Source organism: Bacillus sp. FSL K6-0255, from assembly GCF_045040725.1.
GTDB lineage: Bacteria > Bacillota > Bacilli > Bacillales > Bacillaceae > Bacillus > Bacillus subtilis.
Genome location: NZ_CP150278.1, coordinates 3,188,506 through 3,215,025, shown reverse-complemented (window position 1 = coordinate 3,215,025; position 26,520 = coordinate 3,188,506). Strand labels below are relative to the sequence as shown.

The 26,520-nt window shown below is 47.1% G+C and carries 27 protein-coding genes; 17 read left to right on the top strand and 10 right to left on the bottom strand.

Going from position 1 to position 26,520, the window contains the following annotated elements; all coding sequences use genetic code 11:
* Positions 1 to 268: 268 nt before the first annotated feature.
* The 5 genes from uraH to pucR form a co-directional block, all read right to left on the bottom strand.
* Positions 269 to 613 (bottom strand): hydroxyisourate hydrolase, encoded by a 345-nt coding sequence (uraH, locus tag MHB62_RS16800; protein WP_003228653.1) that lies wholly within the window; start codon positions 611 to 613, stop codon positions 269 to 271.
* Positions 613 to 2,097, bottom strand: a complete 1,485-nt coding sequence (pucL, locus tag MHB62_RS16795) for a factor-independent urate hydroxylase (protein ID WP_003228655.1) — start codon at positions 2,095 to 2,097, stop codon at positions 613 to 615. The genes uraH and pucL overlap by 1 nt, the downstream gene beginning before the upstream one ends.
* A 12-nt stretch (positions 2,098 to 2,109) precedes the next feature.
* Positions 2,110 to 3,402, bottom strand: a complete 1,293-nt coding sequence (gene pucK, locus MHB62_RS16790; protein WP_019712944.1) for a uric acid permease PucK — start codon at positions 3,400 to 3,402, stop codon at positions 2,110 to 2,112.
* Positions 3,403 to 3,407: 5 nt separating this feature from the next.
* Positions 3,408 to 4,757: a uric acid permease PucJ gene (gene pucJ / locus MHB62_RS16785; protein WP_015714655.1), complete on the bottom strand. Its 1,350-nt coding sequence runs from the start codon at positions 4,755 to 4,757 to the stop codon at positions 3,408 to 3,410.
* A gap of 144 nt (positions 4,758 to 4,901) precedes the next feature.
* The gene (pucR, locus tag MHB62_RS16780; protein WP_014477890.1) at positions 4,902 to 6,497 is read right to left on the bottom strand and encodes a purine catabolism transcriptional regulator PucR; all 1,596 of its coding nucleotides are present in this window, start codon (positions 6,495 to 6,497) and stop codon (positions 4,902 to 4,904) included.
* A gap of 174 nt (positions 6,498 to 6,671) precedes the next feature.
* Between pucR and MHB62_RS16775 the strand changes: the two genes are divergently transcribed.
* The 7 genes from MHB62_RS16775 (at position 6,672) to yunB (ending at position 12,796) form a co-directional block, all read left to right on the top strand.
* Positions 6,672 to 8,012: an allantoinase gene (locus MHB62_RS16775; RefSeq protein WP_015714654.1), complete on the top strand. Its 1,341-nt coding sequence runs from the start codon at positions 6,672 to 6,674 to the stop codon at positions 8,010 to 8,012.
* A gap of 96 nt (positions 8,013 to 8,108) precedes the next feature.
* Positions 8,109 to 8,456: a hypothetical protein gene (locus MHB62_RS16770; protein ID WP_015714653.1), complete on the top strand. Its 348-nt coding sequence runs from the start codon at positions 8,109 to 8,111 to the stop codon at positions 8,454 to 8,456.
* A gap of 37 nt (positions 8,457 to 8,493) precedes the next feature.
* Entirely contained in the window at positions 8,494 to 9,342 is an 849-nt protein-coding gene (locus MHB62_RS16765; RefSeq protein ID WP_003243895.1) for a DUF72 domain-containing protein, read from the top strand.
* 17 nt (positions 9,343 to 9,359) lie between these two features.
* Positions 9,360 to 10,181 (top strand): sulfite exporter TauE/SafE family protein, encoded by an 822-nt coding sequence (locus tag MHB62_RS16760; RefSeq protein WP_003228670.1) that lies wholly within the window; start codon positions 9,360 to 9,362, stop codon positions 10,179 to 10,181.
* A 19-nt stretch (positions 10,182 to 10,200) separates the two neighbouring features.
* Positions 10,201 to 11,589, top strand: a complete 1,389-nt coding sequence (locus MHB62_RS16755) for a bifunctional UDP-sugar hydrolase/5'-nucleotidase (RefSeq protein WP_019712943.1) — start codon at positions 10,201 to 10,203, stop codon at positions 11,587 to 11,589.
* 64 nt (positions 11,590 to 11,653) lie between these two features.
* Positions 11,654 to 11,959: a YunC family protein gene (locus MHB62_RS16750; RefSeq protein ID WP_019712942.1), complete on the top strand. Its 306-nt coding sequence runs from the start codon at positions 11,654 to 11,656 to the stop codon at positions 11,957 to 11,959.
* A 72-nt stretch (positions 11,960 to 12,031) separates the two neighbouring features.
* Positions 12,032 to 12,796, top strand: coding sequence for a sporulation protein YunB (gene yunB, locus MHB62_RS16745; RefSeq protein ID WP_009968113.1), 765 nt, complete (start codon positions 12,032 to 12,034; stop codon positions 12,794 to 12,796).
* Between the two features lie 27 nt (positions 12,797 to 12,823).
* Here yunB and lytH read toward each other — a convergent pair whose 3' ends face one another.
* A complete protein-coding gene (lytH, locus tag MHB62_RS16740) occupies positions 12,824 to 13,804 on the bottom strand; it encodes an L-Ala--D-Glu endopeptidase (RefSeq protein ID WP_003243462.1) in 981 nt (326 codons plus the stop codon).
* 234 nt (positions 13,805 to 14,038) lie between these two features.
* On the opposite strand from lytH, the gene lipA reads away from it, so the two are divergent.
* On the top strand, positions 14,039 to 14,935 hold the full coding sequence (gene lipA / locus MHB62_RS16735) for a lipoyl synthase (protein ID WP_003222888.1): 897 nt from the start codon (positions 14,039 to 14,041) through the stop codon (positions 14,933 to 14,935).
* Positions 14,936 to 14,950: 15 nt separating this feature from the next.
* Here lipA and MHB62_RS16730 read toward each other — a convergent pair whose 3' ends face one another.
* Entirely contained in the window at positions 14,951 to 15,583 is a 633-nt protein-coding gene (locus MHB62_RS16730) for a YhcN/YlaJ family sporulation lipoprotein (RefSeq protein ID WP_014480752.1), read from the bottom strand.
* A gap of 114 nt (positions 15,584 to 15,697) precedes the next feature.
* Between MHB62_RS16730 and MHB62_RS16725 the strand changes: the two genes are divergently transcribed.
* The 3 genes from MHB62_RS16725 to nucF are packed head-to-tail and all read left to right on the top strand — an operon-like array spanning position 15,698 to position 17,230.
* The gene (locus MHB62_RS16725; RefSeq protein ID WP_003228682.1) at positions 15,698 to 15,973 is read left to right on the top strand and encodes a YutD family protein; all 276 of its coding nucleotides are present in this window, start codon (positions 15,698 to 15,700) and stop codon (positions 15,971 to 15,973) included.
* 23 nt (positions 15,974 to 15,996) lie between these two features.
* On the top strand, positions 15,997 to 16,431 hold the full coding sequence (locus MHB62_RS16720; RefSeq protein ID WP_003228684.1) for a DUF86 domain-containing protein: 435 nt from the start codon (positions 15,997 to 15,999) through the stop codon (positions 16,429 to 16,431).
* 28 nt (positions 16,432 to 16,459) lie between these two features.
* Entirely contained in the window at positions 16,460 to 17,230 is a 771-nt protein-coding gene (gene nucF / locus MHB62_RS16715) for a 5' nucleotidase NucF (protein ID WP_003243196.1), read from the top strand.
* A gap of 26 nt (positions 17,231 to 17,256) precedes the next feature.
* On the opposite strand, the gene MHB62_RS16710 is transcribed toward nucF, so the two are convergent.
* On the bottom strand, positions 17,257 to 17,757 hold the full coding sequence (locus MHB62_RS16710; RefSeq protein WP_003243814.1) for a phosphatidylglycerophosphatase A: 501 nt from the start codon (positions 17,755 to 17,757) through the stop codon (positions 17,257 to 17,259).
* 152 nt (positions 17,758 to 17,909) lie between these two features.
* On the opposite strand from MHB62_RS16710, the gene cotNH reads away from it, so the two are divergent.
* The 5 genes from cotNH (at position 17,910) to MHB62_RS16685 (ending at position 24,495) form a co-directional block, all read left to right on the top strand.
* The gene (cotNH, locus tag MHB62_RS16705; RefSeq protein WP_032722458.1) at positions 17,910 to 18,929 is read left to right on the top strand and encodes a spore coat-associated protein CotNH; all 1,020 of its coding nucleotides are present in this window, start codon (positions 17,910 to 17,912) and stop codon (positions 18,927 to 18,929) included.
* 200 nt (positions 18,930 to 19,129) lie between these two features.
* Positions 19,130 to 20,431: a homoserine dehydrogenase gene (locus MHB62_RS16700; RefSeq protein ID WP_003228694.1), complete on the top strand. Its 1,302-nt coding sequence runs from the start codon at positions 19,130 to 19,132 to the stop codon at positions 20,429 to 20,431.
* Positions 20,431 to 21,489, top strand: coding sequence for a threonine synthase (gene thrC, locus MHB62_RS16695; protein WP_003228697.1), 1,059 nt, complete (start codon positions 20,431 to 20,433; stop codon positions 21,487 to 21,489). The genes MHB62_RS16700 and thrC overlap by 1 nt, the downstream gene beginning before the upstream one ends.
* Positions 21,486 to 22,415: a homoserine kinase gene (thrB, locus tag MHB62_RS16690; RefSeq protein ID WP_032730335.1), complete on the top strand. Its 930-nt coding sequence runs from the start codon at positions 21,486 to 21,488 to the stop codon at positions 22,413 to 22,415. Before thrC ends, thrB begins: the two co-directional genes overlap by 4 nt.
* A 106-nt stretch (positions 22,416 to 22,521) precedes the next feature.
* Positions 22,522 to 24,495 (top strand): S9 family peptidase, encoded by a 1,974-nt coding sequence (locus tag MHB62_RS16685; RefSeq protein ID WP_015714647.1) that lies wholly within the window; start codon positions 22,522 to 22,524, stop codon positions 24,493 to 24,495.
* A 42-nt stretch (positions 24,496 to 24,537) separates the two neighbouring features.
* On the opposite strand, the gene MHB62_RS16680 is transcribed toward MHB62_RS16685, so the two are convergent.
* Positions 24,538 to 24,873 (bottom strand): NifU family protein, encoded by a 336-nt coding sequence (locus MHB62_RS16680; protein ID WP_010886606.1) that lies wholly within the window; start codon positions 24,871 to 24,873, stop codon positions 24,538 to 24,540.
* Between the two features lie 99 nt (positions 24,874 to 24,972).
* Between MHB62_RS16680 and MHB62_RS16675 the strand changes: the two genes are divergently transcribed.
* Positions 24,973 to 25,299 carry a YuzD family protein gene (locus MHB62_RS16675; protein WP_015714646.1) on the top strand — a complete coding sequence of 109 codons (327 nt, stop codon included), beginning with the start codon at positions 24,973 to 24,975 and terminating at the stop codon, positions 25,297 to 25,299.
* 25 nt (positions 25,300 to 25,324) lie between these two features.
* Here MHB62_RS16675 and MHB62_RS16670 read toward each other — a convergent pair whose 3' ends face one another.
* The gene (locus MHB62_RS16670; protein ID WP_003228707.1) at positions 25,325 to 26,392 is read right to left on the bottom strand and encodes an NAD(P)/FAD-dependent oxidoreductase; all 1,068 of its coding nucleotides are present in this window, start codon (positions 26,390 to 26,392) and stop codon (positions 25,325 to 25,327) included.
* Between the last annotated feature and the right edge of the window lie 128 nt (positions 26,393 to 26,520).

Sequence of the window (26,520 nt, the reverse complement as noted above, 5' to 3'; positions counted from 1 at the left end):
GTATTTTTTTGAGAAAAAATGCGGTCTGTTTATAGGATTGGAGAAGGGAGCTCGGCTGCTAAGAGCTGACTTATTAGTTTGAAACCTCGATTTATAAATGAAAGGACTACAGGATATTTTTCTCGTAGGCAATTATCCTGAAAAATATAGGTGAATGTTTATTCTAGCTGTTGTTTCACTAAGTGTGGGGATCACTTCAAGTACTGACCTAGGATCAAAAGTTTATTGAAGAGCAAATAGAAGCCCGCCGGTGAGGCGGGCTTCCTTCTTAACTCCCCCTATACACCTGATAACCAAACGGCGACAGCAAGAGCGGGATATGATAATGTGCATCTGGATCTGCTAGCTGAAAACGGACGGTGACTATGGTTAAAAACGGCTGGTCGACCGTATTCACGTTTTTATTCGCAAAATAGTCTCCTGCATGAAATTCCATCACATACTCTCCGGAAACCAGCTCTTCACCAGCCAGCAGAGGGACATTGGCTCTGCCGTCATTGTTAGTGTAAACCTCTTTCATAATACTTTCGCCCAGCCGCTTCAATTCAATTTTTACGTTCGCCGCTGGTTTGCCGCTGGTTAAATCTAAAATATGGGTTGTCAGTTTTCCCATCAGGCTTTCAGGCTCCGACATTTTTCAGCGGCTTTCTGTTTTTCTTTCTCGGCGTCTTCTCTTGTCACGGTAAAATGTTGGAAACCGTATGGCGGGCGCGGTTCGGTGTAGACTTTTCCTTTTGAGCCCGGGATTTCTTCGACAACCGTATCCCACGTGTGATTTTGAGATTGGAAGCTGACATCAGTGAGCTGCGGGAACCTCGCTAATATTCTGCAGCCGATATGATAGATTAAGTTTTGGATTGAAGGGGTTTCGAGCTCGTGAAAAACGGTGCTCGCCAAGTCGCGGACTTGTTCAGCCGCGACGTAGCGGGCTGGATCAAAAGCGTATGCGTCATTGGTATTTTCATATTGCCAGCTGATGTTTAAATAGACAAACAGCGGGCGGTTGCCGTCTTCGGGGAGAGTCGTATATTCGTCCCGGATGAAGCCGACGAAGGAGTTGCCGCTCACCTTGACGAGCTGAAGATCCATGATTTCGCTGTATTGCTCTGTAATCGTTATGGTATTCCCGCTTCGTTCTGCTTTCAGCACAGAGCGGCTTCGTTCATTACGCGATCTTCTGAAGACGAGGCGGCTTGTGCTGAGCTCTTTCTCCTCGTATGCAGGCATTGCTTCAAACGGAATGTCTTCGCCAGTCAGAGTGATCTTGTCCATATGAGAATAGGTATCTAAAAATCGGTGGGCTACATAGTGTAGGAACCCCTCGGTTGTCGTTCCTTCATAGGATGCGAGATGGCGCTGGATAAAGTTTTTCATTGAATCCGTTGCCACGACGAGAGTGTTGTCTCCGTCTGTAAATGATGGCAGGAAGGCTTCTCCGCCAATTTCGCATGTCACATCAACGCCGACAACGGTATTGCTTCTCCCGGCAAAAGATGATTCTGGGATTTGCTTCACTCCAGTGAGCGGTTTTAAAAACGTTCGGTATGCAAATACATTTCCTTTGCCATAAGACATGGTTCTTTTCATTTGCGTCTCTCCTTTTTCAGTGATGATGTCAGCCAGACGAAAGCGGGCGATTCGGTAAATTTCTATAAGGGCCTGCTGGAACTCCGTTTCTCGTTCGCTCTCAAGCCTTGCCAGAAGGGCTTGGTGAATGTCCTGTTTCGTCTTTCCCTTCACCGCTAAAATAAAAGGAAAGCCGAAGCGATCATAATAGTGTTCATTCAGCATGAGAAACTCCTCGTATTCCTGCTGTTCTAATTTGCCGAGCCCTGCGTTCTGCTGCTCTCGTACCGAGTCATCGCTCATTGTTTTCTTTGTTCCGAGCCGGGGATGCTTTTTGATTAAATCAAGCTGTGTCTCGCGATCCGCAGCTTTTACAATGCCAGTCATTTTGCGGTGAAGATCAGAAAGGGACGAAAACGGCCGTAGTGCTGCGGATCTCTCCGCAATCCATGAAGAGTGTTCAAAAATAGAGCCAAGTGTGTCTGTCAGTGTTTGTGTGTCCATTTGGTTCAGGTCATCCATTGTGAACATTGGCATCTGCCTTTACGTTTTTATGTCTGCGCTATTCGGCTGTTTGGTTTGAAAAAAAGCGTGCAGTGCAATGGCCGTCAAACTGCCGATCACAATTCCGCTTCCTGCCAAGACAGAGGCCGCGCCCGAAAGAGATGAAAACAACGCGGGAACTGTTGTAGCGCCAAGCCCCAAGCTGACGGAAGAGGCGATAATCAGCAGGTTGCCTTGCGAATCAAGGTCAACGCTGGATAGCATTTTGATCCCGTAAGAAATAACCATGCCGAACATGACGATCATTGCGCCGCCGAGAACTGGGGTGGGGATCACTGTTGTCAGGGCCGCTGCTTTTGGAACCAGCCCGATCGCGACCAGTATGATTCCTGTGATGGCGATGACGTTGACACTTTTCATCTTTGAGAGCTGAACGATGCCGACATTCTGCGAGAAAGCTGTATAGGGAAACGCGTTAAATAAGCCGCCCAGCAAAATCGCAAGGCCTTCTGCCCGGTAGCCCTTTTCCAGATCCTTCTCCGACAGTCTGCGGTTTGTGATATCCGCAAGCGCAAAGTAAACACCTGTCGATTCAACGAGGCTGACAATCGCAACGAGAAGCATCGTGACAACAGCCGGCAGCTCAAAGGTTGGCGGTCCGAAATAAAACAGAGACGGGACATGAAGCCAAGACGCCTCCAAGACCTCAGAAAAATCGACCTTTCCCGTGAAATATGCAGCCGCTGTTCCTGCGATAAGACCGAGTAAAATCGCTATGGAGCGGATAAAGCCTTTAAAGAAATAAAACAGCAATAAGATAAAAGCTATGACGCCAAACCCGAGGAGCACGTTGTCCAGTGAGCCGAATTCTTTGCTTCCTTCACCTCCGGCCAGGTTATTCATTGCTGTTGGAATCAGGCTGATGCCGATGATCATGACGACTGATCCGGTTACGACAGGCGGAAAAAAACGGACAAGCTTTCCGAAGAAGCCCGCGGCTAAGACGACAATCAGTCCTGCGGCGATAATGGCACCATATATCGCTGGGACACCGTAAGTGCTGCCGATGGAAATCATCGGGCCGACTGCGGTAAACGTACATCCGAGCACAACGGGAAGGCCGATGCCGAAATATCGGTTTCTCCAGAGCTGCAAAAGAGTTGCCGCCCCGCACATAAACAAATCAATCGCGATTAAATACGTCAGCTGCCCCGCATTCAGCCCGATCGCCGCTCCGACGATCAACGGAACGAGAATGGCTCCCGCATACATGGCAAGCATGTGCTGAAGCCCCAGCATCATTAGTTGTAAGGCATTGTGCTGTTCCTTCATCTTTTTTACACCTCTTTTTCTAATACGAGTGTATGTTCTAATACCGGAAGTTCTGTTTGCTGTGCTGTTAATTCTTTTTTGTCGCGCAAGCTGAAAAATAGATTCAAAAAGATGGCGGTCAGGCTTCCAGTGATGATGCCGTCACTGACCAGAATTCTAATCGGAGCGGGGAATTCAGCAAAAATCCCGGGGGCCGTGCTGGCGCCGATGCCGAGTGCGATTGAGCATGCGATGGTCAGGAGGTGGTATTGATTTTTGAGATCCGCTGTGCTGAGCATTTTGACGCCGGAGGCAATCACCATGCCGAACATGACGACGGTCGCGCCGCCAAGTACAGCAGCAGGAACGGCAGATGCAAGGGCGGCAATCTTCGGAATCAGTCCGAGACAGACAAGGATACAGCCTGCGGTAACGACGATGTTTCTTGTTTTCACTTTGGTCAGCTGCAATAAGCCGGCGTTTTGCGCAAAGGTATTATAAGGAAAGGCATTGAACAGCCCGCCGATGAGAATGGCGATTCCTTCAGCTCGATAGCCTTTGACGAGATCTTTTTCAGTTAAAGGTCTGCCGCATATCTTTCCGATTGCGTAAAAAACGCCGGTTGATTCCACAATAATGACGATTCCGACGATCAGCATCGTTAAGATCGGACCGATTTCAAACGTGGGGGCTCCGAAGTAAAAAGGCTTCGGGATTTGGAAGGACGGTGCTTCTGTAACAGAAGAAAAGCTGACTTTGCCCATGATCGCTGCTGCCGCTGTTCCGGCGGCGATGCCGATCAGAACGGACAGTGTTCGGGCAAATCCTTTGAGAAAGCGGTTGAGGACTAAGATCAGAACAAGGACACCGACAGAGAGAAGAAGGTTTTCGAGCGAACCGTATTCGGGGTTGGCGCTGCCGTTTATTTTTTCGCCGCCAGCCATATTTTTCACACCTGTCGGAACAAGTGAAAGGCCGATCAAGGTCACAACGGTACCTGTTACGACAGGAGGAAATAACACAGTCAGCTTGCCGAAAAAACGCGCAAACAAAAAGATGAACACACCGGCCGAGATGATGGAACCGTAAATCGCGTGAATGCCGTAATTGCTGCCGATTGCGATCATCGGGGTGACGGCCACAAATGAACTGCCAAGCATGACGGGAAGCCCGATGCCGATGTATGCTCCGCGCAAGGTTTGCAAAAGCGTCGCGACGCCGCACGTTAACAGGTCAATCGCCAATAGGTAGGACAGCTGTACAGTTGTTACATTCAGCGCCCTGCCGACAAGCAGGGGCACCAAAATCGCACCTGCATACATGGCGAGCACATGCTGCAGGCCAAGCGTAAACACCTTAAACGATCTTTTTTTCACCATAGTCCCTCCCTGTATGTGAACTTTAGTAACATTGTATCGTGCCGGCCGAGGGGTGTCATTGGATACAGTAGCTGAAAAAGGCAGGTGTGATTGCTGAAAGTGACGAAAAATGATTCATTTTGTAAGAAAATGTGACAAACTTTAGCTGATCAGCCGCTGCATACGTAAGGCAAGCCGCAAACGCATCGTTGTTTCAGGATCTTTTAAGCTTTTACCCAGAAGCTCTTCGCATTTTTCAAGGCGGTATATGACCGTATTGCGATGAACGTACAGACGCTTTGCCGTCTCTGAAATTTGGCAGTGTGTCTCTAAATAGACGGAAAGCGTATGAAGCAGGCTTTGATCCTCCTGCTGTTTTTCAGCGAGGCTCTGAAGCGTGGAGTTGTAAAATTTCTTCAAATCCTCAACCGGGAGCAAGCGCAGAAGCTCAGGCACATCTTTGGCGTGATACACCTGGATAAATGCGGTGCTTCTTGACAAATGCCCCGATTGCAGAGCATCAGAAGCTTCTGTGAAAGCGTCGGGAACATCAATGAGCTTTTGGCAGATATTGCTGATGCCAAAGGACACGGTTCGTTTAAATTGAGCGCTGACCTGTGTTTGAAACTGTTCTAAAAAGCTGATCACCGAGGCGTGCATTTCACTCCAGCTGTCTGTCGCCTCGATTAGAATAATGCCGACATTTCCTTTCATAAAGAAGTGAGGCGGAAACGGGAAGGCGGATAATTCACCTTCAAGAAATTCGAATACGCTGTCGGAAGCGAGCTGATTTTCTGTAAAACTGATTGATTCATCATTCCGATCGAGTTTGCCGGCAATGCACATGTATTTTTGATCCCAGCGCAGCTTGAATTCTTTCGCCCGGTTTTTGATTTCGTCATCTGAAGAAAAGGACCGCTCAATAAAATTGTTGAAAAACTCATTGCGGGCCCTTCGGCTGAACTGCTTCAGCGCATTTTCCTTCAGCAGTTCAAAGGAAATGACGTTGGCCGCTTGTTCAATCGTGAGGATCAATCCTTTGTCGCCGGCCTGCACCATGTCCGGTATCAGCAGGTAGCCGCAGTTTTTTTCGTGATTATAAATAGGCAGGACAGAATATGTTTTCTGATCTGAGATTGTAGAGAAACAAGTGAAAAATGGCCCGGATACGGTATTCAGGGTGCCTTTCAGCTTTTCGGTCTCAACTGAAATCTGATGAGACGCAGACAGCATTTTGGCATGCTGGTCAAGCAGCAGCACGGGAAGCTGAAGGAGGTCTGACACCTTTTTGAGGAGGGATTGCAGCCCCTTGCCGCTCATAATGTGGTTTGTGAATTTTTTGTGCGCGTAAATGGCTTGCTGCAGCTCGTTAGAACGCATATCGAGAATATGGCTGAGTGTGGCATTCACAATATCGCCGAGTCGGATATGTTCCGGAAGCTCAATGATCGGAAACGCATATGAATCGGCCAGTTCGATGATTTCCTTCGGGATATCTTCCAGATAGCGCTTTGTTTTAATGCCGAGGCCCGCGCAGCCGCGTTTTGCCATTTGCCGAATCAGTTCGGATAATTGATGCGGGTGATCCTTCAGGTGATAGGCGGTGGTGACGAGCAATTCATTCTTATGCAAAAAGTCTGCGATATCCGGAGCGTCCATCATATTGACATGCTGAACCTCTCTTTCCCCTCCTGCTTTTCCAGCGATTAAATTGGCGTTTTCAAAAGCCGGTATTTTCATCACATCAAAAATATTCATAGCGCATTCTCCTTTTCTATAAAAACATTGGTTAAGGTGAATAATTTTCAATAGGAATTCTAGCGGTTTTGCTGATGTAATACGATCATAGTAGCAGTAAACTGTTGAAAATAGAACTGGTTGTGTTACATAAACTGACATGAAAAATCGTCATCCTGACATGGGGGGATCAATATGGCTTACGATATGGTGATAAAAGGTGCGAAGGCAGTTACGCCAGATGGCGTTATAGAAGCTGAGATTGCAGTTCAAAACGGTGTCATTGCCGAGATAGGTTCTGACATTGAAGCAAGCGGGACGGAAATCATCCAGGCAGACGGGAAATACGTGTTTCCTGGTGTGATAGACTGCCATGTTCATTTTAATGAACCGGGCAGGGAGGATTGGGAGGGGTTTGAAACAGGTTCTCAAATGATGGCCGCAGGCGGCTGCACCACCTATTTTGATATGCCGCTGAACTGTATTCCATCAACCGTGACGGCAGAGCATCTTCTCGCAAAAGCTGAGCTAGGCAGGCAAAAATCTGCCGTGGATTTTGCGCTATGGGGCGGCCTTGTGCCAGGCCATATCGAGGACATCCGTCCGATGGCTGAAGCGGGAGCGATCGGGTTTAAAGCGTTTTTATCAAAGTCAGGTACTGATGAGTTCCGCTCTGTTGATGAACGGACATTGCTCAAAGGCATGGCAGAAATCGCGGCTGCAGGAAAAATCCTCGCTCTCCACGCGGAAAGCGACGCGATCACAAGCTACTTGCAAATGGTTTTGGCCAATAAAGGAAAGGTGGATGCGGATGCGTACGCCGCCTCCCGCCCGGAGGAAGCAGAAGTTGAAGCGGTGTATCGCACGATTCAGTATGCGAAGGTGACAGGCTGTCCGGTTCATTTTGTCCATATCAGCACGGCGAAAGCGGTCCGGCTGATCAGAGAGGCGAAACAGGAAGGTCTTGATGTTTCGGTCGAGACATGCCCGCATTATGTCTTGTTCAGCCATGACGATTTACGGCAAAGGGGCTCTGTCGCAAAATGCGCGCCTCCGCTCCGGTCGCTGCAATCAAAAGAGACGCTGATCGAAACGCTCATTGCCGGGGACATTGACATGGTTTCCTCAGACCATTCCCCCTGCCGTCCATCCTTGAAGCGGGAGGATAACATGTTTTTATCATGGGGCGGAATCAGCGGCGGGCAGTTCACTTTATTAGGAATGCTGGAACTGGCGCTTGAGCATCAGATTCCGTTTGAAACCATCGCAGAATGGACAGCGGCGGCCCCTGCAAAACGATTCGGCCTTCAGAAAAAAGGGCGGCTTGAGGCGGGGTGTGATGCAGATTTCGTGCTCGTCAGCATGGAGCCGTACACTGTTACAAGAGAATCGATGTTTGCAAAGCATAAAAAAAGCATTTACGAAGGACATACATTTCCCTGCAGCATTTCGGCCACTTACAGCAAAGGCCGGTGCGTGTACAATGATGGGGAAAAAATCACTGAAATTGACGGAGCTCTGGTCGTTCCTTCGTAAGCCCGGCGGATTTTACCGCCGGGTTTTTTGATTTCCTCCGTTCTAGTTTTTAAAATCTCATCAACGTGGTATCTTTTTTTAAAGGAGGCGGAGGCAATGGAGCATGTCAAATACATACTTAAGCAATCCTGGTCGCGCCATTCGAGCTCTAAATGGACGGAAGAATGCCCGTCATGCGGCCAATGCGGCGTGACGGCATTGGTGATTCAAGACCATTTCGGCGGCACGATTTTCAAAACAAAAGTCGGTGAGAGCTGGCATTTTTACAACAGCATCAATGGTGTGATGTACGATTTTACGAGTGAGCAGTTTCAGGCGCCTATTGAATATCAGCATATTCCTTCCTCAAGAGAAGAGGCGTTTTTAGATACGAATGAGGAACAATATCAGCATCTTCGTTCTGCATTTTCCCGTCATATGAACAGCATTTCCGAGGAAACCTGAAAACACGTGTGATAAACTGGAAGAGAGGTGAATGAGTGTGATTTATATCGGACTGACGGGGTGGGGGGATCATGACAGCATCTATCCGCCGAAAACGGCCAGCCAGAAAAAATTGCAGGCCTATTCCTCCCATTTTCCGATCGTGGAATTAGACGCGAGCTTTTACGCGATTCAGCCGGCGCGCAATAATGAAAAGTGGGTGAAGGAAACGCCCGAAACCTTCCAATTTATCGTGAAAGCATATCAGGGCATGACAGGGCATCAGCGCGGCGAAATTCCCTTTGACTCAAAAGAGGAGATGTTTGATGCGTTTAAGGTGTCTTTAACGCCATATTTACATAGCAATAAGCTCGCCATGGTGCTGTTTCAATTTCCGCCGTGGTTTGACTGCAAGAAGGAGAATGTCGCCTATTTGAGATGGTGTAAGCACCAAATGGGAGATATTCCTTGCGCGCTTGAATTCAGAAACCGTTCCTGGTTCTCGCCGCCATTTTATGAGCAGACGCTTTCATTTATGAAAGCGGAAGGCTGGATTCACAGTGTCTGTGATGAACCGCAAATCGGAGAAGGCAGCGTTCCTACTGTGCTGCGCGCGACCGATGAAAACAAAACGCTCGTCAGGTTTCACGGACGCAACAAGCAGGGCTGGATGAAGCCTGATGGCGGGAAAAACTGGCGGGAGGTCAGGTACTTATACCGCTACAACCAACAGGAGCTGGAGGATTGGAAAAAGCACCTGAATGAATTGCAGCAGCAATGTAAGGATGTTTTTGTTCTGTTCAACAACAATTCCGGCGGTGACGCTGCGGATAATGGCAAGCAGATGCTTGAACTGCTTGATATCGAGTACAGCGGACTTGCTCCGAGACAGCTCGATTTATTTTAGAAAAGAGGTTTTGATTGATGTCGTTTGTGATTTTGGTCGTACTGGGATTAATCGCAGGTACGGTAGGAAGTCTGATCGGGCTTGGCGGCGGAATTGTCATTGTGCCGTCTCTGATGTTTTTAAGCACAGTGACGCAGCTGTTTCAGGATGTGACGCCGCAGGTTGCGATTGGAACTTCGCTTTTGGTCATTATTTTTACGGGCCTTTCTTCAACTTTGGCTTATATTAAATATAAAACAGTTGATTATAAGAGCGGACTCATTTTCTTTATCGGTTCGGGTCCCGGCAGCATGATCGGGGCTTACGTGTCAAAGCTGTTCAATTCAAACTCGTTTTCCGTTTGGTTTGGCATTTTTATGATTCTGATTTCATTATCCTTAATGCTGAAAGCGAAAGCCCGGCCAATCAACAAAGCGCACAAAGGAATTATCCGGACATTTCAGGATGATGCCGGTGAGCCTTATACGTACTCATATCAGGCCTCTGTCGGTATTGCCATTGCCTTTGTTGTCGGTTTTTTAGGCGGACTTTTCGGTATAGGCGGCGGATCACTGATGGTTCCGGCGATGATGCTGTTATTTCTGTTTCCGCCGAAGGTTGCGGTGGCAACGTCCATGTTTATTATTTTCCTGTCTTCTATGACAGGGTCTGTTTCACATATGATTTCCGGGCACGTCAATTGGCTGTACGCCCTCGCGCTTGTGCCCGGCGCTTGGTTCGGCGGAAAGCTTGGCGCCGCCATCAACAGAAAAATGCAGACGAAAACGATCGTTATGATCATGCGGATCGTATTGATTTTGATCGGCTGCCAGCTCATTTATGAAGGCATTTTCAGCTGAACGATTAGGGAGAGATATTATGAAGGAGAAGCTCCGCTTATATCATACAAATGATTTGCACAGCCATTTTGAAAACTGGCCGAAAATTGTAGATTATATCGAGCAGAAAAGAAAAGAGCATCAGTCAGACGGCGAAGAGACGCTCGTTTTTGATATTGGCGATCATCTTGATCGTTTTCAATTCGTGACAGAGGCAACATTCGGAAAAGCGAATGTCGATCTCTTAAACCGCCTTCACATTGATGGAGCGGCGATCGGAAATAACGAAGGGATTACGCTTCCGCATGAAGAGCTTGCTGCCTTATATGATCATGCTGAATTTCCTGTCATCGTCTCTAATCTGTTTGATAAAAATGGAAACCGTCCGTCCTGGGCGGTGCCTTACCATATCAAATCATTGAAAAACGGTATGTCCATCGCTTTCTTAGGTGTAACTGTGCCGTATTATCCTGTATATGACAAGCTGGGATGGACAGTAACGGATGCCCTTGAAAGCATAAAGGAAACCATTCTGGAAGTGAAAGGGCAGGCTGATATTATCGTTCTGCTGTCACATTTAGGCATTCTTGATGATCAGGCAGTGGCTGAAGCGGTGCCTGAGATTGATGTAATCCTCGAATCACATACCCATCATTTGCTTGAAGATGGACAAGTGGTGAATGGGGTACTGCTGGCCAGCGCCGAGAAATACGGGCATTATGTCGGCTGTGTAGAAATCACGGTGGACAGCGTACAGCGAAGCATCATCAGCAAAACGGCTTCTGTGCAGAACATGGCGGAATGGACAGGAGAATCCGCAGAAACAAAAGCGTTTCTCAATGAAAAAGAACGTGAAGCCGAGGAGAAGCTGTCCGATGCCGTTGCAGAGCTTGCACAAGATGCTGAGGTGAAGTGGTTTGAAGAATCAGAGCTGCCTTTGCTTTTGGCATACGCCTTAAAGGAATGGTGCGAGACGGACATCAGTATGGTCAATTCAGGTGTCATTCTCGGTCCGCTTAAAGCAGGTCCTGTGACAAAGCTGGATCTGCACCGAATCTGTCCGCATCCGATCAACCCGGTGGCTGTCCGCCTGACGGGAGAAGAACTGAAGGAAACCATTGTCCATGCCGCTTCCGAACAAATGGAGCAGCTCCGGATCAAAGGACTCGGCTTCCGCGGAGAAGTGATGGGGAAAATGGTGTATGCCGGCGTTGAGGTAGAAACGAAACGGCTCGATGACGGGATCACCCATGTCACCCGCATCACGCTGAACGGGGAAGATATTGAAAAACATAAACAATACTCTGTTGCGGTGCTTGATATGTTCACGCTCGGCAAACTGTTTCCGTTGATTCGCGACGCTGCAGAAAAAGAATATTTTATGCCGGAATTTTTGCGGGATCTGCTTGCTTGGAAGCTTGCGCAATAAGGCAGTCAGCCCACAACAAGCTGTGCCCTTCATCATAAAGTGATGAATGAAGGGAGTGGTTGACGTGGTAAACCTGACACCGATCATGATAGAAGGACAGCCTTTTACAGCTGTGACAGTGAAACTTCCAAAAACGAATTTTATGGCCGTCGCCAATGATCACGGATATATTATGTGCGGTGCGCTGGATGTGGCGCTGCTGAATGAAAAATTAAAGGAGCGCGGCATTGTGGCGGGACGCGCAGTTGGTGTCCGCACCATTGACCAGCTGTTAGACGCACCTTTAGAATCCGTCACGTACGCTGCGGAAGATCTTGGCATCAAAGTCGGCATGAGCGGCAGAGAAGCGCTTTTAAAAATGGTGAAATAAAATAAATTGGCCCCGGCTATTACTATGTCCCCTCTTACAAGCATACATTGTGATATGTAAGGGGGGATTTTCTTGCCAAGATATCGCGGCCCTTTTCGCAAGAGAGGACCTTTGCCTTTCCGTTACGTGATGCTCCTGTCCGTTGTCTTTTTTATCCTGTCAACAACGGTCAGCCTTTGGATGATCAATGGCTCGATCAAACCTGTTTTAATGGACATCGGCGAGATGGAAACGAAGCGTATAGCGACAGAGGTGATCCAGGATTCGATTGAGGACTATATGTCTGACAGTGAAAATATGAAAGATATGTTTCAAATGAATTCTGATGAAAACGGAAACTTAACGACAATCGATTTTAATACACAGGTTGTAAACAGTGTGAAAACAAAAGTGACAAAGCAGCTTCAGGCTCATTTGAAAGAGATGGAAACCCATACCGGACACAGCGGCGCCAGTGAAAACATTATGATCAACATTCCGCTGGGACAGGTAACCGGCAACAGCCTTCTTGGAAACCTCGGGCCGAAAATCCCGGTCCGGTTCAATTTAATCGGTGACGCTTTTACAGATGTCAAAACCAAAATCAAGCCGTATGGCATAAATAACGCACTTATTGATATCAGCATCTTTGTCGAAATTAAAGTGAAGGTCATCATTCCATTTGCCAGCAAAACCGCTGTCGTCACAAATAATGTTCCTGTATCGATTAAAGCAGTGCAGGGCGAAGTGCCGCAGTTTTATAATGGAAGCGGCGGCTCGGGTGTCACGCCTTCTGTCCAGCTTCCGAGCAGCAAAGAAAACGGTGCCGATTCAAAAAAAGAAAAAAGCAGCAAATAAGCCGCCTGTTGAAGAGGCGGCTTTTTGTTACTTCTTTTTTTGGTATTCATATCGCTCCCACGCCCTCAAATGAGGGTATGGATCAAATGACCATTCGGTTCTTCCGTTATCTTTGTACATGCCATAGTGCAGATGCGGCGGGAATTTCCCGGCGGTTCCCGGCGGGCCGTATCCGGAGCTGCCGACTGATCCGATCACTTGGCCAGGCTCAACGATTTGTCCTGTTTTAATTCCTTTGGCAAACCCATTGAGATGGGCAAAATAATGATACGTATTGTTAATGTCCCTGATGCCGATTCTCCATCCTCCGAAGCGGTTCCAGCCCTTCATTTCAACTACGCCGTAACATGTGGATTTGACAGGAAGGCCGTAATGGGCAAAGATATCCGTACCTTCATGAATCCGCCTTCCACCGAAGCCGCGGGCATCTCCCCACGTGCTTCGGTAGCTGTAATCGGTTCTGATCGGAAGCGGGAATGCATGCTCGCCCAGATCAATATGGCCGTAGGCTTTAAACAGCTTCATGAATTCAGATATAATCCCCACTGTCTGATCACGCCGGTAATAATTCCAAAGCCCGATCCGGATGTTGTCTTCATCTGTGCCATACGACAGTAAGTATTGGCTGAACGTATACAAGATATCTTCATCGTTGCTGACCTCGGCTTTCCCGTCTCCATCGCCATCCATTCCGATTCCGTCAAACACTTTAATGCTTAACGGCGCATCGTCTTTCGGATTCGGGTTTTCAGGCCCGCTCCAGATGTCATCGGGTATATAGATGCTGATGATTCCCGCCTTTTCAGGCAGATCTTTCCGGTTGCTCCGCACGTTTTCTTCGTATTGATCAACAGCGGCGAGCGCATACCAAGGGATCTGCGTCACAGCTTCGATTTTATGATATAATTCCATCCGTTTCGACAGCACTGGATCTGAAAGCTTTTTTCCAGACGCAGAAGGCTCAAATGCAAACAAAAGGAGAAGAAGAGCGGATAACAAAACTTTCACAAAATAATCTCCTTTCATATTGAATACACATAGTTTGCGGCAACCCGGCTTAAAAATGTCAGTAATCATCTTCCCTTGTCGAGAAATTTTTCCTATGTTAAAGTGTCTAAAGAAAAGACTTTCTTTAGTTAGAAAAACATTATTTTTGTTGCAGAACTAAAATCTGCACCTTTCTCGTTTTCAGAATGTTTCGTGTCAGAAATTGAGTATATTGGATATTGGAGATGATGGGAATTGGCAAAGAAAGACGAACACCTCAGAAAGCCCGAATGGCTTAAAATTAAATTAAATACAAATGAAAACTATACAGGGCTCAAAAAACTCATGCGGGAAAACAACCTTCATACCGTATGCGAAGAAGCAAAATGTCCGAATATTCATGAATGCTGGGCTGTCAGACGTACAGCGACATTTATGATTTTAGGTTCTGTTTGTACAAGAGCATGCCGTTTCTGTGCTGTCAAAACAGGCCTTCCAACTGAGCTTGACCTGCAAGAGCCGGAACGCGTAGCGGATTCAGTCGCGCTTATGAATCTGAAGCACGCGGTTATTACGGCTGTTGCGCGTGACGATCAGAAAGATGGAGGGGCAGGCATTTTCGCGGAAACTGTCCGTGCGATCCGCAGAAAAAGCCCGTTCACAACAATTGAGGTGCTGCCGTCTGATATGGGCGGAAACTACGATAACCTAAAAACCTTAATGGATACACGCCCAGACATCCTGAATCACAATATCGAAACGGTTCGCCGCCTGACGCCAAGAGTCCGTGCGCGTGCGACGTACGACCGTTCATTGGAATTTTTGCGCCGTGCGAAGGAAATGCAGCCTGACATTCCGACAAAATCAAGTATCATGATCGGGCTCGGCGAAACAAAAGAAGAGATTATTGAAGTAATGGACGACCTCTTGGCGAACAACGTGGATATTATGGCAATCGGCCAATATCTGCAGCCGACGAAGAAACACTTGAAAGTCCAAAAATACTACCATCCTGATGAATTTGCAGAATTAAAAGAAATCGCGATGCAAAAAGGCTTCAGCCATTGTGAAGCCGGTCCGCTTGTCCGTTCCTCTTACCATGCGGATGAACAAGTAAACGAAGCATCTAAAAAGCGTCAAGCCCAAGCATAATGCCAAAACGCCAGATCATCTGGCGTTTTTGTCATTCCTATCGATTTTCATGTCCTGACGCGTTTCTCCATTGGCATTTTCATTCTCTGAGACAGGGCTTCCTTGCGGGGAGGTTTTCATTTCTTGAATCGTCCCCGACATGATCTCTCTGATATCCCTTGAACCAGAGCCGAGATTGCTGTAATTTTCGACGGACTGCATATGGTTTGGATTATCGGAAATATACACGTGATAGTATCGCGGTATCACGGAGGCCGCTGTTTTTTTCACCTGATCGGCGGTCAGCTCCCGGTTTTTAGAATCGGTTTTGTATACGACAAGCGCTTCTCGGTCAGTCACCAATGTCGCAGCATCTTGAATATGGGGGAGCTGAACCGTTAAACTTGATATCATGTGAGCGGTTTCTTCCCGGTTCATCACCGGCGTTTTCTGCTGGTCTCCGTCAAATTGTTCTCTTTGATAGCGGACATAGCCAAATTGTTCGTTCTCATTATGCCTGTTAAAAGCCTCGTTGCGGTCCGACACATGAATGGGTTTGGTTTGATTCTGCGTCTGATTCCGGACATTTTGTGCATTATCCAATCCTGCGCCTCCGCACCCGGATAATAGTCCGGTCAGCAGGCAGAGGCTGACAGCGGTTCGTTTCATTTATCAATCCCTCCTCATGTGTAGGGTAGCCAAATCGCATGATTTATTCTTTAGCAATTGATGGGGACGGGGCAATGAATTATGATAGGAATGAGTGAAAAAAGAGGTGAGATCATGATTCTTATTCAAAATGCCGAATTTGAATTGGTGCACAATTTCAAAGACGGCTTCAACGAAGAAGCTTTTAAAGCCCGCTACTCCGATATATTAAATAAATACGATTATATTGTGGGAGACTGGGGATACGGTCAGTTAAGGCTCAAGGGCTTCTTTGACGACCAGAATCAAAAAGCAACCTTCGAAACGAAAATCAGCACATTAGATGAATATATTTACGAATACTGCAATTTCGGCTGTGCGTATTTTGTCTTGAAACGGATCAGAAAATAAATATACACAAAGGGGATGCTGTCATGTATTTTGTTGACAGAAGCAAAATCGAGAAAACACTAGGGTTCTTCGAGCACCAGCTGGCGCTATTTGACTCACAAACAGACTGGCAGTCTGAAATCGGGGAATTGGCACTTCAGCGTATAGGCCATCTGTTAATCGAATGCATTTTGGATACAGGCAATGACATGATTGACGGCTTTATTATGCGGGACCCGGGCAGCTATGACGACATTATGGATATACTTGTTGATGAGAAAGTTGTCACGGAAAAAGAGGGTGATGAGCTCAAAAAATTGATCGCCTACCGCAAAACGTTGGTTCAACAGTATCTGCTCGCTGACAGCGGCGAGCTTTACAGGCTGATCAAGGCGCATCAAACAGCTCTTCAGGACTTCCCGAAACGGATCAGAAGCTATTTGGAAACAGAGCTAGGACCTGTTTCTGCGTTTAAATAACAACTGGAAAGCCACAGGAGTGTTGGATATGAAAACATATAAAGGGTATTTAATTGATTTAGACGGAACAATGTACAATGGCACGGAAAAAATCGAGGAGGCGTGTGAATTTGTCAGAACGCTGAAAGATCGCGGCGTTCCTTATCTTTTCGTGACAAACAACTCTTCGCGCACACCGAAGCAGGTAGCGGACAAGCTCGTGTCTTTTGATATTCCGGCAACAGAAGAGCAGGTCTTCACGACCAGCATGGCAACTGCCCAGCACATTGCACAGCAGAAAAAAGACGCGTCTGTGTATGTGATTGGGGAGGAAGGAATCCGCCAGGCGATTGAAGAAAACGGCCTGACATTTGGCGGAGAAAACGCGGACTTTGTCGTTGTTGGCATCGACCGTTCCATTACATACGAAAAATTTGCTGTCGGCTGCCTGGCAATCAGAAATGGCGCCCGCTTTATTTCCACTAACGGAGATATTGCGATTCCGACTGAAAGAGGGCTTCTGCCGGGAAACGGCTCACTGACATCGGTGTTAACCGTATCTACAGGTGTACAGCCTGTATTTATCGGCAAGCCGGAATCAATTATTATGGAGCAGGCGATGCGCGTTCTCGGCACAGATGTGTCTGAAACACTCATGGTCGGCGACAACTACGCCACTGATATTATGGCCGGCATTAACGCGGGTATGGATACGCTGCTCGTTCACACAGGCGTAACGAAAAGAGAACATATGACAGACGATATGGAAAAACCGACTCACGCCATTGACTCTCTGACTGAATGGATTCCATACATTTGAAAAAAGGGCGCCCTAAAAGGGTGCCCTTATTCTGTATGCCGCGCGCGGTGAGCAAGTCTGCTTGAAGCCGCGGCGGAAATCGCTCCGACGATGTCATCTAAAAAGGTATGGCATTCACCGGTTGATTTATCATTCAATCGTTTAAGGATTCCGGGTTTTTCTTTGTCGATGTAACCGTAGTTCGTAAACCCGATCGATCCGTAAATGTTCACAATGGAAAATGCCAGAACTTCATCTACTCCATATAGGCTTTCATCTATTTCCAGCATCGTTTGCAGCGGTTCAGACAGTTTTTTCTGCTCAGCAAGAACATCCAATTCAATGCCCGTTAAAATCGCGTTTTGCACCTCGCGTTTTGCGAGAACACGATTGACGTTCAGCGTGCATTCATCAATGGTTAAATCCGGATGATATTTTTTCTGCAGAAAAAAGACAAGCTCGGCAATGTCTGATACCTCAACGCCGCGCTCCTTCATCCGTGCTCTTGCTTTAGCTTCCATCTGACTGAATTGTTCGTTTTCTGACATCAGCTTCACCCAATCTTTTTTACTAGTTTATACAAAATGCTTGAGAAGTTTACGACTTTTTCTTGCGCCTTCTTCGGATTAAAATATGTATTCATAATTCCGGCTGTGTATGACTACGATGTGATGAGCCCTAATTCAACAGGCAGGTGATCATGGTGAAAGGTACAATAAAAGAAAAATACGGCATTCACATCAGGCAGCTTTCCATGTACCAGCACACATATCAATGCTTTCAGACGCCTAATTCATACTTTCTGATTGTCCCCGTTTCCCAATTCTCAGAAACAGAGCTGGCGGAGCTTTATTACATGAGTCAGTATTTACAAGAACAAAGTGACCCATACGTTTCGGTTTTTATCTTTACAAAAGAAGGTGAACTGACATTTGAACATGAGGGAAGAACGTACGCTCTGCTGAAGGCGGCCCCCCCTTATTCAAACAGGGCGTTCTCCATTGGAGCGGAGCTTGCGGAATTTCACCGAAAAGGCCGAGGATATCCATATGAGGTGAAGGCGGCCGGAAGAATCGGCCAGTGGAAGGATCTGTGGGGAAAACGAATTGATCAGCTGGAAGCATTTTGGCAGAGAAAGGTTCAGACCCCTCCGCATGAGCCATTCGATAAAAAAATGATCGAATCATTTCCATATTATTTAGGACTGTCAGAAAACGCGATACAATATTTAGTGGACACTGAGCTGGATGACAAGCCCCAAGCCGCTGATTCAGGAACGATATGCCATCAGCGGATGGAAAGGCATACATGGTCACCGGAATCATTGATCAGGATTCCGGCGGATTGGGTGTTTGACCACGCTTCCCGTGATTTGGCTGAATATATGAGGCATACGTTTTTGCATCACAGACAAGATTTTAATCAGCAGGGCTTTCTCTTTTTACAGGAATACGAGCAAGTCACACCGCTGTCTTCATTTTCGAAACGCCTTTTATACAGCCGTCTGCTTTTCCCGCTTCATTATTTTGAAATCGTAGAAAGCTATTACATGTCATCAGAATCAGAAAAGCATTATTTTGAAGAACAGCTTAACTTCATTCTTAATGACTGTGGGCGTTATGAACAATTTCTCAATACAGCGCAGGAATTCATGAATATGCGGGCGCAGAAGCTGTTTGTTCCACGCGTCAGCTGGCTCGGCAAAGGCAGCTCAGGGTGAGGAGAAAATCTGACAAAAATAATTAGAAAATAAAGAATCTTGTCATATCAATGCGTTAAGCGTTTACATTCGCAAAATTCAGCCTAATGCTGTCTTGTCAAAACAGGAGCGGGCTTATATAATGTTTGTAACTTATATGTCTGTGTTGAGTTAACAATTGTCTTTTTCAAGAGGACAATCAAAAGAAAGGTGGAGTTTTTTTGAAAGCGATTCGTGTAGGGCTTTTAGGTTTAGGTACCGTCGGAAGCGGTGTCGTTAAAATTATTCAAGACCATCAGGATAAGCTTATGCATCAGGTCGGCTGTCCGGTTACGATAAAAAAAGTGCTTGTAAAAGATTTAGAGAAAAAGAGAGAAGTAGATTTGCCGAAGGAAGTGCTCACGACAGAAGTGTATGATGTCATTGATGATCCAGATGTTGATGTCGTCATCGAGGTGATCGGCGGCGTTGAACAGACAAAACAATATTTGGTCGACGCGCTGAGATCGAAAAAGCATGTTGTCACAGCAAACAAGGACTTAATGGCTGTGTACGGCTCCGAGCTGCTTGCCGAAGCGAAGGAAAATGGATGCGATATCTACTTTGAAGCCAGTGTTGCCGGCGGGATTCCGATTCTGCGCACGTTAGAGGAAGGCCTCTCATCAGATCGAATTACAAAAATGATGGGAATTGTGAACGGCACAACAAACTTTATCTTAACCAAAATGATCAAAGAGAAAAGCCCATACGAGGAAGTGCTCAAGGAAGCGCAGGATCTCGGTTTTGCCGAAGCTGATCCGACTTCTGACGTGGAAGGGCTTGACGCCGCACGGAAAATGGCGATATTGGCGCGCCTCGGCTTCTCGATGAACGTGGATCTGGAAGACGTCAAAGTAAAGGGGATCTCCCAAATTACAGACGAGGACATCAGCTTCAGCAAACGCCTCGGCTATACAATGAAGCTGATCGGGATTGCTCAGCGTGACGGCAGCAAAATCGAGGTCAGCGTACAGCCGACACTGCTTCCTGACCATCATCCGCTTTCTGCTGTTCATAATGAGTTTAACGCTGTTTATGTATACGGCGAGGCTGTCGGTGAGACGATGTTCTACGGGCCGGGAGCCGGAAGCATGCCGACAGCGACATCCGTTGTTTCTGACCTCGTCGCTGTCATGAAAAATATGCGCCTCGGTGTAACCGGCAACAGCTTTGTCGGACCGCAATATGAGAAAAACATGAAATCGCCGTCTGACATTTATGCACAGCAGTTTTTAAGAATTCATGTAAAAGATGAGGTTGGTTCATTCTCGAAAATTACATCTGTGTTCTCAGAGCGGGGCGTGAGCTTTGAAAAAATCCTTCAGCTGCCAATTAAAGGCCATGATGAGTTAGCTGAAATCGTAATTGTCACACATCATACATCAGAAGCTGATTTCAGTGATATCCTGCAAAACCTAAATGATTTGGAAGTCGTTCAAGAAGTCAAAAGCACATATCGTGTAGAAGGGAACGGTTGGAGCTAATGTGGAAAGGACTTATCCATCAATATAAAGAATTTTTACCTGTAACAGATCAAACACCGGCGCTAACTTTACATGAAGGAAACACACCTCTTATTCACCTGCCGAAGCTGTCTGAGCAGCTCGGAATTGAGCTTCATGTCAAAACGGAAGGCGTCAATCCTACGGGATCATTTAAAGATCGCGGAATGGTTATGGCTGTGGCAAAGGCAAAAGAAGAAGGCAATGACACGATTATGTGCGCGTCAACAGGTAACACTTCCGCTGCTGCGGCAGCATATGCAGCCCGTGCTAACATGAAATGCATTGTCATCATCCCGAACGGAAAAATTGCATTTGGAAAACTCGCTCAAGCTGTCATGTACGGAGCCGAGATTATCGCAATTGACGGAAACTTTGACGATGCGCTTAAAATTGTCCGTTCCATCTGTGAGAAATCACCGATTGCCCTTGTCAACTCAGTCAACCCTTACCGCATTGAAGGCCAAAAAACTGCTGCCTTCGAAGTGTGCGAACAGCTGGGGGAAGCGCCTGATGTTTTAGCGATCCCGGTCGGAAACGCGGGAAACATCACTGCGTACTGGAAGGGCTTCAAGGAATATCATGAGAAAAACGGCACAGGCCTTCCGAAAATGCGTGGCTTTGAAGCTGAGGGTGCGGCGGCAATCGTGCGCAATGAAGTGATTGAAAATCCTGAAACAATAGCGACAGCCATTCGTATCGGAAACCCGGCAAGCTGGGACAAAGCTGTAAAGGCAGCCGAGGAATCCAATGGGAAAATTGACGAAGTCACTGATGATGAAATCCTTCACGCATATCAGCTGATCGCCCGTGTAGAAGGCGTGTTTGCAGAACCGGGTTCTTGCGCGTCTATCGCAGGAGTGCTGAAACAGGTGAAATCCGGAGAAATTCCGAAAGGCAGCAAGGTCGTAGCTGTGTTAACAGGAAACGGACTGAAAGATCCGAACACAGCGGTCGACATTTCAGAAATCAAGCCTGTCACATTGCCGACTGATGAAGACAGCATCCTTGAATATGTAAAAGGAGCGGCCCGTGTATGAACGAAGCCGACATGCTGTTCTCTGTCACTGTTCCCGGAAGCACAGCTAACCTAGGCCCCGGCTTTGATTCAGTCGGAATGGCGCTCAGCAGATATTTGAAGCTGACCGTCTTTGAAAGCGACAAATGGTCTTTTGAGGCTGAAACAGAAACAGTCGCCGGAATTCCGGCGGGTACAGATAACCTGATCTATCAAGTGGCTAAACGGACCGCAGATTTGTACGGAAAAGAAATACCTCCTGTCCATGTGAAGGTGTGGAGCGACATCCCGCTTGCACGCGGCCTTGGCAGCAGCGCCGCGGCGATTGTAGCGGCCATTGAACTGGCTGATGAATTATGCGGCTTAAAGCTGTCTGAAGCGGACAAGCTGCATTTAGCCAGTCTAGAAGAAGGACACCCGGACAATGCTGGCGCTTCTCTCGTCGGCGGACTTGTGATCGGCCTGCATGAGGATGACGAGACCCAAATGATCCGCGTCCCGAATGCTGACATTGACGTAGTCGTTGTCATTCCTTTTTACGAAGTGCTGACAAGAGACGCGAGAGACGTGCTTCCGAAGGAGTTTCCATATGCCGACGCCGTAAAAGCAAGTGCTGTCAGCAATATACTCATTGCTGCGATCATGTCCAAGGATTGGCCGCTTGTCGGGAAAATCATGAAGAAGGATATGTTCCATCAGCCGTACCGGGCGATGCTTGTGCCTGAGCTGTCAAAAGTAGAGCACGTCGCCGAGATGAAGGGCGCATATGGAACGGCTCTCAGCGGAGCAGGCCCGACGATTCTCGTCATGACCGAAAAAGGAAAGGGAGAAGAGCTAAAAGAACAGCTCGCGCTTCATTTCCCTCATTGTGAAGTAGACGCTTTGACCGTCCCGAAAGAGGGAAGTATAATAGAGCGAAATCCTTTATATCAAGTAAAAAGTGTATAGATCATGCCAAGCGTTCCTCAGCGTCAGCAGAGGGCGCTTTTTTTGCTGGAGATAAAGGAGTTTTTATTTAGAAAAACGAAATACATGTAAAAAGGAGGAGATGAATATGAAAAAGCTGATAACCGCAGACGACATCACAGCGATTGTCTCTGTGACCGATCCTCAATACGCCCCAGACGGCACCCGTGCCGCATATGTAAAATCACAAGTGAATCAAGAGAAAGATTCGTATACATCAAATATATGGATCTATGAAACGAAAACGGGTGGATCTGTTCCTTGGACACATGGAGAAAAGCGAAGCACCGACCCAAGATGGTCTCCGGACGGGCGTACGCTAGCCTTTATTTCTGATCGAGAAGGCGATGCGGCACAGCTTTATATCATGAGCACTGAAGGCGGAGAAGCAAGAAAACTGACTGATATCCCATATGGCGTGTCAAAGCCGCTATGGTCCCCGGACGGTGAATCGATTCTGGTCACTGTCAGTTTGGGAGAGGGGGAAAGCATTGATGACCGAGAAAAAACGGAGCAGGACAGCTATGAACCTGTTGAAGTGCAAAGCCTCTCCTACAAACGGGACGGCAAAGGGCTGACGAGAGGCGCGTATGCCCAGCTTGTGCTTGTCAGCGTAAAGTCGGGTGAGATGAAGGAGCTGACAAGTCACAAAGCTGATCATGGTGATCCTGCTTTTTCTCCTGACGGCAAATGGCTTGTTTTCTCAGCTAATTTAACTGAAACAGATGATGCCAGCAAGCCTCATGATGTTTACATAATGTCATTGGAGTCTGGAGATCTTAAGCAGGTTACACCTCATCGCGGCTCATTCGGATCTAGTTCATTTTCACCAGACGGAAGGTATCTTGCTTTGCTTGGAAATGAAAAGGAATATAAGAATGCAACGCTCTCAAAGGCGTGGCTCTATGATATCGAACAAGGCCGCCTCACATGTCTGACTGAGATGCTGGACGTTCATTTAGCAGATGCGCTGATTGGAGATTCATTGATCGGTGGTGCTGAACAGCGCCCGATTTGGACAAAGGACAGCCAAGGGTTTTATGTCATCGGCACAGATCAAGGCAGTACGGGCATCTATTATATTTCGATTGAAGGCCTTGTATATCCGGTTCGTCTGGAAAAAGAGTACATCAATAGCTTTTCTCTTTCACCTGATGAACAGCACTTTATTGCCAGTGTGACAAAGCCGGACAGACCGAGTGAGCTTTACAGTATCCCGCTTGGACAGGAAGAGAAACAGCTGACTGGCGCGAATGACAAGTTTGTCAGTGAGCATACGATATCAATACCTGAAGAGATTCAATATGCTACAGAAGACGGCGTGATGGTGAACGGCTGGCTGATGAAGCCTGCACAAATGGAAGGTGAGACAACATATCCACTTATTCTCAACATACACGGCGGTCCGCATATGATGTACGGACATACATATTTTCATGAGTTTCAGGTGCTGGCGGCGAAAGGATACGCGGTCGTTTATATCAATCCGAGAGGAAGCCACGGCTACGGGCAGGAATTTGTGAATGCGGTCAGAGGGGATTATGGAGGAAAAGATTATGACGATGTGATGCAAGCTGTGGATGAGGCTATCAAGCGAGATCCGCATATTGATCCTAAGCGGCTCGGTGTCACGGGCGGAAGCTACGGAGGTTTTATGACCAACTGGATCGTCGGGCAGACGAACCGCTTTAAAGCTGCCGTTACCCAGCGCTCGATATCAAATTGGATCAGCTTTCACGGCGTCAGTGATATCGGCTATTTCTTTACAGACTGGCAGCTTGAGCATGACATGTTTGAGGACACAGAAAAGCTCTGGGACCGGTCTCCTTTAAAATACGCAGCAAACGTGGAGACACCGCTTTTGATACTGCATGGCGAGCGGGATGACCGATGTCCGATCGAGCAGGCGGAGCAGCTGTTTATCGCTCTGAAAAAAATGGGCAAGGAAACCAAGCTTGTCCGTTTTCCGAATGCATCGCACAATTTGTCACGCACCGGACACCCAAGACAGCGGATCAAGCGCCTGAATTATATCAGCTCATGGTTTGACCAATATCTCTAATAAAAAAAGCCAGGCTGATCAAATATCAGACTGGCTGCTTTATTAAAAGACTTGTTCTACTTCAACGACACCCGGCACTTCTTCTAGAAGAGCGCGCTCAATTCCGGCTTTCAGCGTAATTGTTGAACTTGGGCAGCTGCCGCATGCGCCTAGAAGACGAAGCTTAACGATACCTTCATCTACGTCTACAAGCTCACAGTCACCGCCGTCACGAAGTAAAAACGGACGAAGTTTGTCCAGTACTTCCTGCACCTGTTCTTTCATTTCAACTTCAGTCATGACATTCGCTCCTTTCGTCGTCATAAAACCATTATATTCAGTGTAACAATAAAAATCTATTGTTTGGTTTGCAAAGTTGCTTTCCCTATTATAGCACATTCAGACTTCAACACAAAAACGGTTTTTTTCTATAAAAACGCCCTTTGGCTCTGTATACTTAAAAGAAAGGACTTACATAGGAGAAGGGGGCGTCTACAAGTGATGAAACCAGTCATTCTAAGCGTGTACGGGGCAGAAACCGTTTGTGCGAGCTGTGTCAATATGCCGACAGCCAAGGATACATACGAGTGGCTTGAGGCTGCGCTGAAAAGAAAATATCCAAATCAGCCTTTTGAGATGCAGTACATCGATATTCATGAGCCGCCTGACAATGAACATGCGAAAGAGCTTGCGGAAAAAATCAGAAATGACGAGTATTTTTATCCGCTTGTGCTCGTAGAAGACAAAATTGTCGGTGAAGGCAATCCAAAATTAAAAGACGTTTATGAGGAAATGGAGAAGCATGGGTATACAGAAAACCGCTGACTTGATCAGCGGTTCTTCTCTATCATTAACCGTTATGGTGTTTATACATCCACAGCAAGCCGGATTTCAGCATACGCGGAACACGGCCGATCAGCGGACGGTCAGCAACAAGCCCGAAGCCGGCTTTTTTTCCGAGTGAACCGAGGACGCCTTTCAGCTTAAACTGAGGCATTGATTCAGGCAGGGCTTCTCCATTCCAGCGTTTTTGCAAGATTTGGACAATCTGCTCTGCTTGAGCCTCTGCCAGCTGGGCGCTCGGTGCATGAGGAAGGCTGGCGCAATCGCCGACAACGTACAGATGTTCATCACCTGGAAGATTATGATGAGGCGTTAATACAATACGCCCTTGTGCGTCCTTCTCCACATCTAAGTCTCTGACGACTTTGTTTGGCTGGATGCCGGCTGTCCACACGATGGCGTCTGCAGAAATCGGATCATCGTGGTTATACACAACGCCTTCTTCTACTTTTGTGATATTTGCCCTGTTAATAATGCGGACACCGTGCTCTTCGAACCATTTTTGCACATATTTGCTTAAACGCTCGGGAAAGCTTGATAAAATGAGATTACCGCGGTCGAACAAAATAATGTTCAGGTCATCACGGCTTTCTCTCAATTCACTTGCAAGCTCAACGCCGCTTAAGCCCGCTCCGACAATGGCGACGGTGGCATTAGCGCTCAGATTATTCAGCTTTTGGTAGGTTTCGCGGGACTGATCGATGGTTTGAATACTGTAGGTGAATTCAGGCGCTCCCGGCACGTTGTGATATTTATCCTCACAGCCGAGCCCGATTACGGCGTCATCGTAAGAAATCGGTTCACGATCTTGGAACAGCACTTGTTTTTGTACAATATCAATTGATGTGATATCACCGTATTGGACATCCAGGCGAGGGTGCTCTGGGAATGACACTCTGATATGATGGTCAGAAATTGTGCCTGCGGCAAGGGCATAATATTCTGTTTTCAAGCAGTGATAAGGATTTCTGTCAATTAACGTGATTGAAACATCATCAGGCAGCTGGTTTGGCAATAAGCGATGAAGAACACGCATGTTCCCGTAACCTCCGCCGATCAAGACCAATTTTTTCATTTGAATTCCCCTTTAATCCGAAGAGTATGATAGACACATTGAAGAAAATACGAACTATGTAAAATAACATCTAGAATTATATCGAATTTGATCTAAAATCACAATAATAGTTTCAAAATAACCTACAA

Excerpts from the sequence above, each read along its gene's own strand:
- uraH (WP_003228653.1), bottom strand. The coding sequence starts at position 613 with ATGGGAAAACTGACAACCCATATTTTAGATTTAACCAGCGGCAAACCA.
- pucL (WP_003228655.1), bottom strand. The coding sequence starts at position 2,097 with ATGTTCACAATGGATGACCTGAACCAAATGGACACACAAACACTGACA.
- pucK (WP_019712944.1), bottom strand. The coding sequence starts at position 3,402 with ATGAAGGAACAGCACAATGCCTTACAACTAATGATGCTGGGGCTTCAG.
- pucR (WP_014477890.1), bottom strand. The coding sequence starts at position 6,497 with ATGAATATTTTTGATGTGATGAAAATACCGGCTTTTGAAAACGCCAAT.
- MHB62_RS16775 (WP_015714654.1), top strand. The coding sequence starts at position 6,672 with ATGGCTTACGATATGGTGATAAAAGGTGCGAAGGCAGTTACGCCAGAT.
- MHB62_RS16770 (WP_015714653.1), top strand. The coding sequence starts at position 8,109 with ATGGAGCATGTCAAATACATACTTAAGCAATCCTGGTCGCGCCATTCG.
- MHB62_RS16760 (WP_003228670.1), top strand. The coding sequence starts at position 9,360 with ATGTCGTTTGTGATTTTGGTCGTACTGGGATTAATCGCAGGTACGGTA.
- MHB62_RS16755 (WP_019712943.1), top strand. The coding sequence starts at position 10,201 with ATGAAGGAGAAGCTCCGCTTATATCATACAAATGATTTGCACAGCCAT.
- MHB62_RS16730 (WP_014480752.1), bottom strand. The coding sequence starts at position 15,583 with ATGAAACGAACCGCTGTCAGCCTCTGCCTGCTGACCGGACTATTATCC.
- MHB62_RS16725 (WP_003228682.1), top strand. The coding sequence starts at position 15,698 with ATGATTCTTATTCAAAATGCCGAATTTGAATTGGTGCACAATTTCAAA.
- MHB62_RS16720 (WP_003228684.1), top strand. The coding sequence starts at position 15,997 with ATGTATTTTGTTGACAGAAGCAAAATCGAGAAAACACTAGGGTTCTTC.
- nucF (WP_003243196.1), top strand. The coding sequence starts at position 16,460 with ATGAAAACATATAAAGGGTATTTAATTGATTTAGACGGAACAATGTAC.
- MHB62_RS16710 (WP_003243814.1), bottom strand. The coding sequence starts at position 17,757 with ATGTCAGAAAACGAACAATTCAGTCAGATGGAAGCTAAAGCAAGAGCA.
- cotNH (WP_032722458.1), top strand. The coding sequence starts at position 17,910 with ATGGTGAAAGGTACAATAAAAGAAAAATACGGCATTCACATCAGGCAG.
- thrC (WP_003228697.1), top strand. The coding sequence starts at position 20,431 with ATGTGGAAAGGACTTATCCATCAATATAAAGAATTTTTACCTGTAACA.
- thrB (WP_032730335.1), top strand. The coding sequence starts at position 21,486 with ATGAACGAAGCCGACATGCTGTTCTCTGTCACTGTTCCCGGAAGCACA.
- MHB62_RS16685 (WP_015714647.1), top strand. The coding sequence starts at position 22,522 with ATGAAAAAGCTGATAACCGCAGACGACATCACAGCGATTGTCTCTGTG.
- MHB62_RS16680 (WP_010886606.1), bottom strand. The coding sequence starts at position 24,873 with ATGTGCTATAATAGGGAAAGCAACTTTGCAAACCAAACAATAGATTTT.
- MHB62_RS16670 (WP_003228707.1), bottom strand. The coding sequence starts at position 26,392 with ATGAAAAAATTGGTCTTGATCGGCGGAGGTTACGGGAACATGCGTGTT.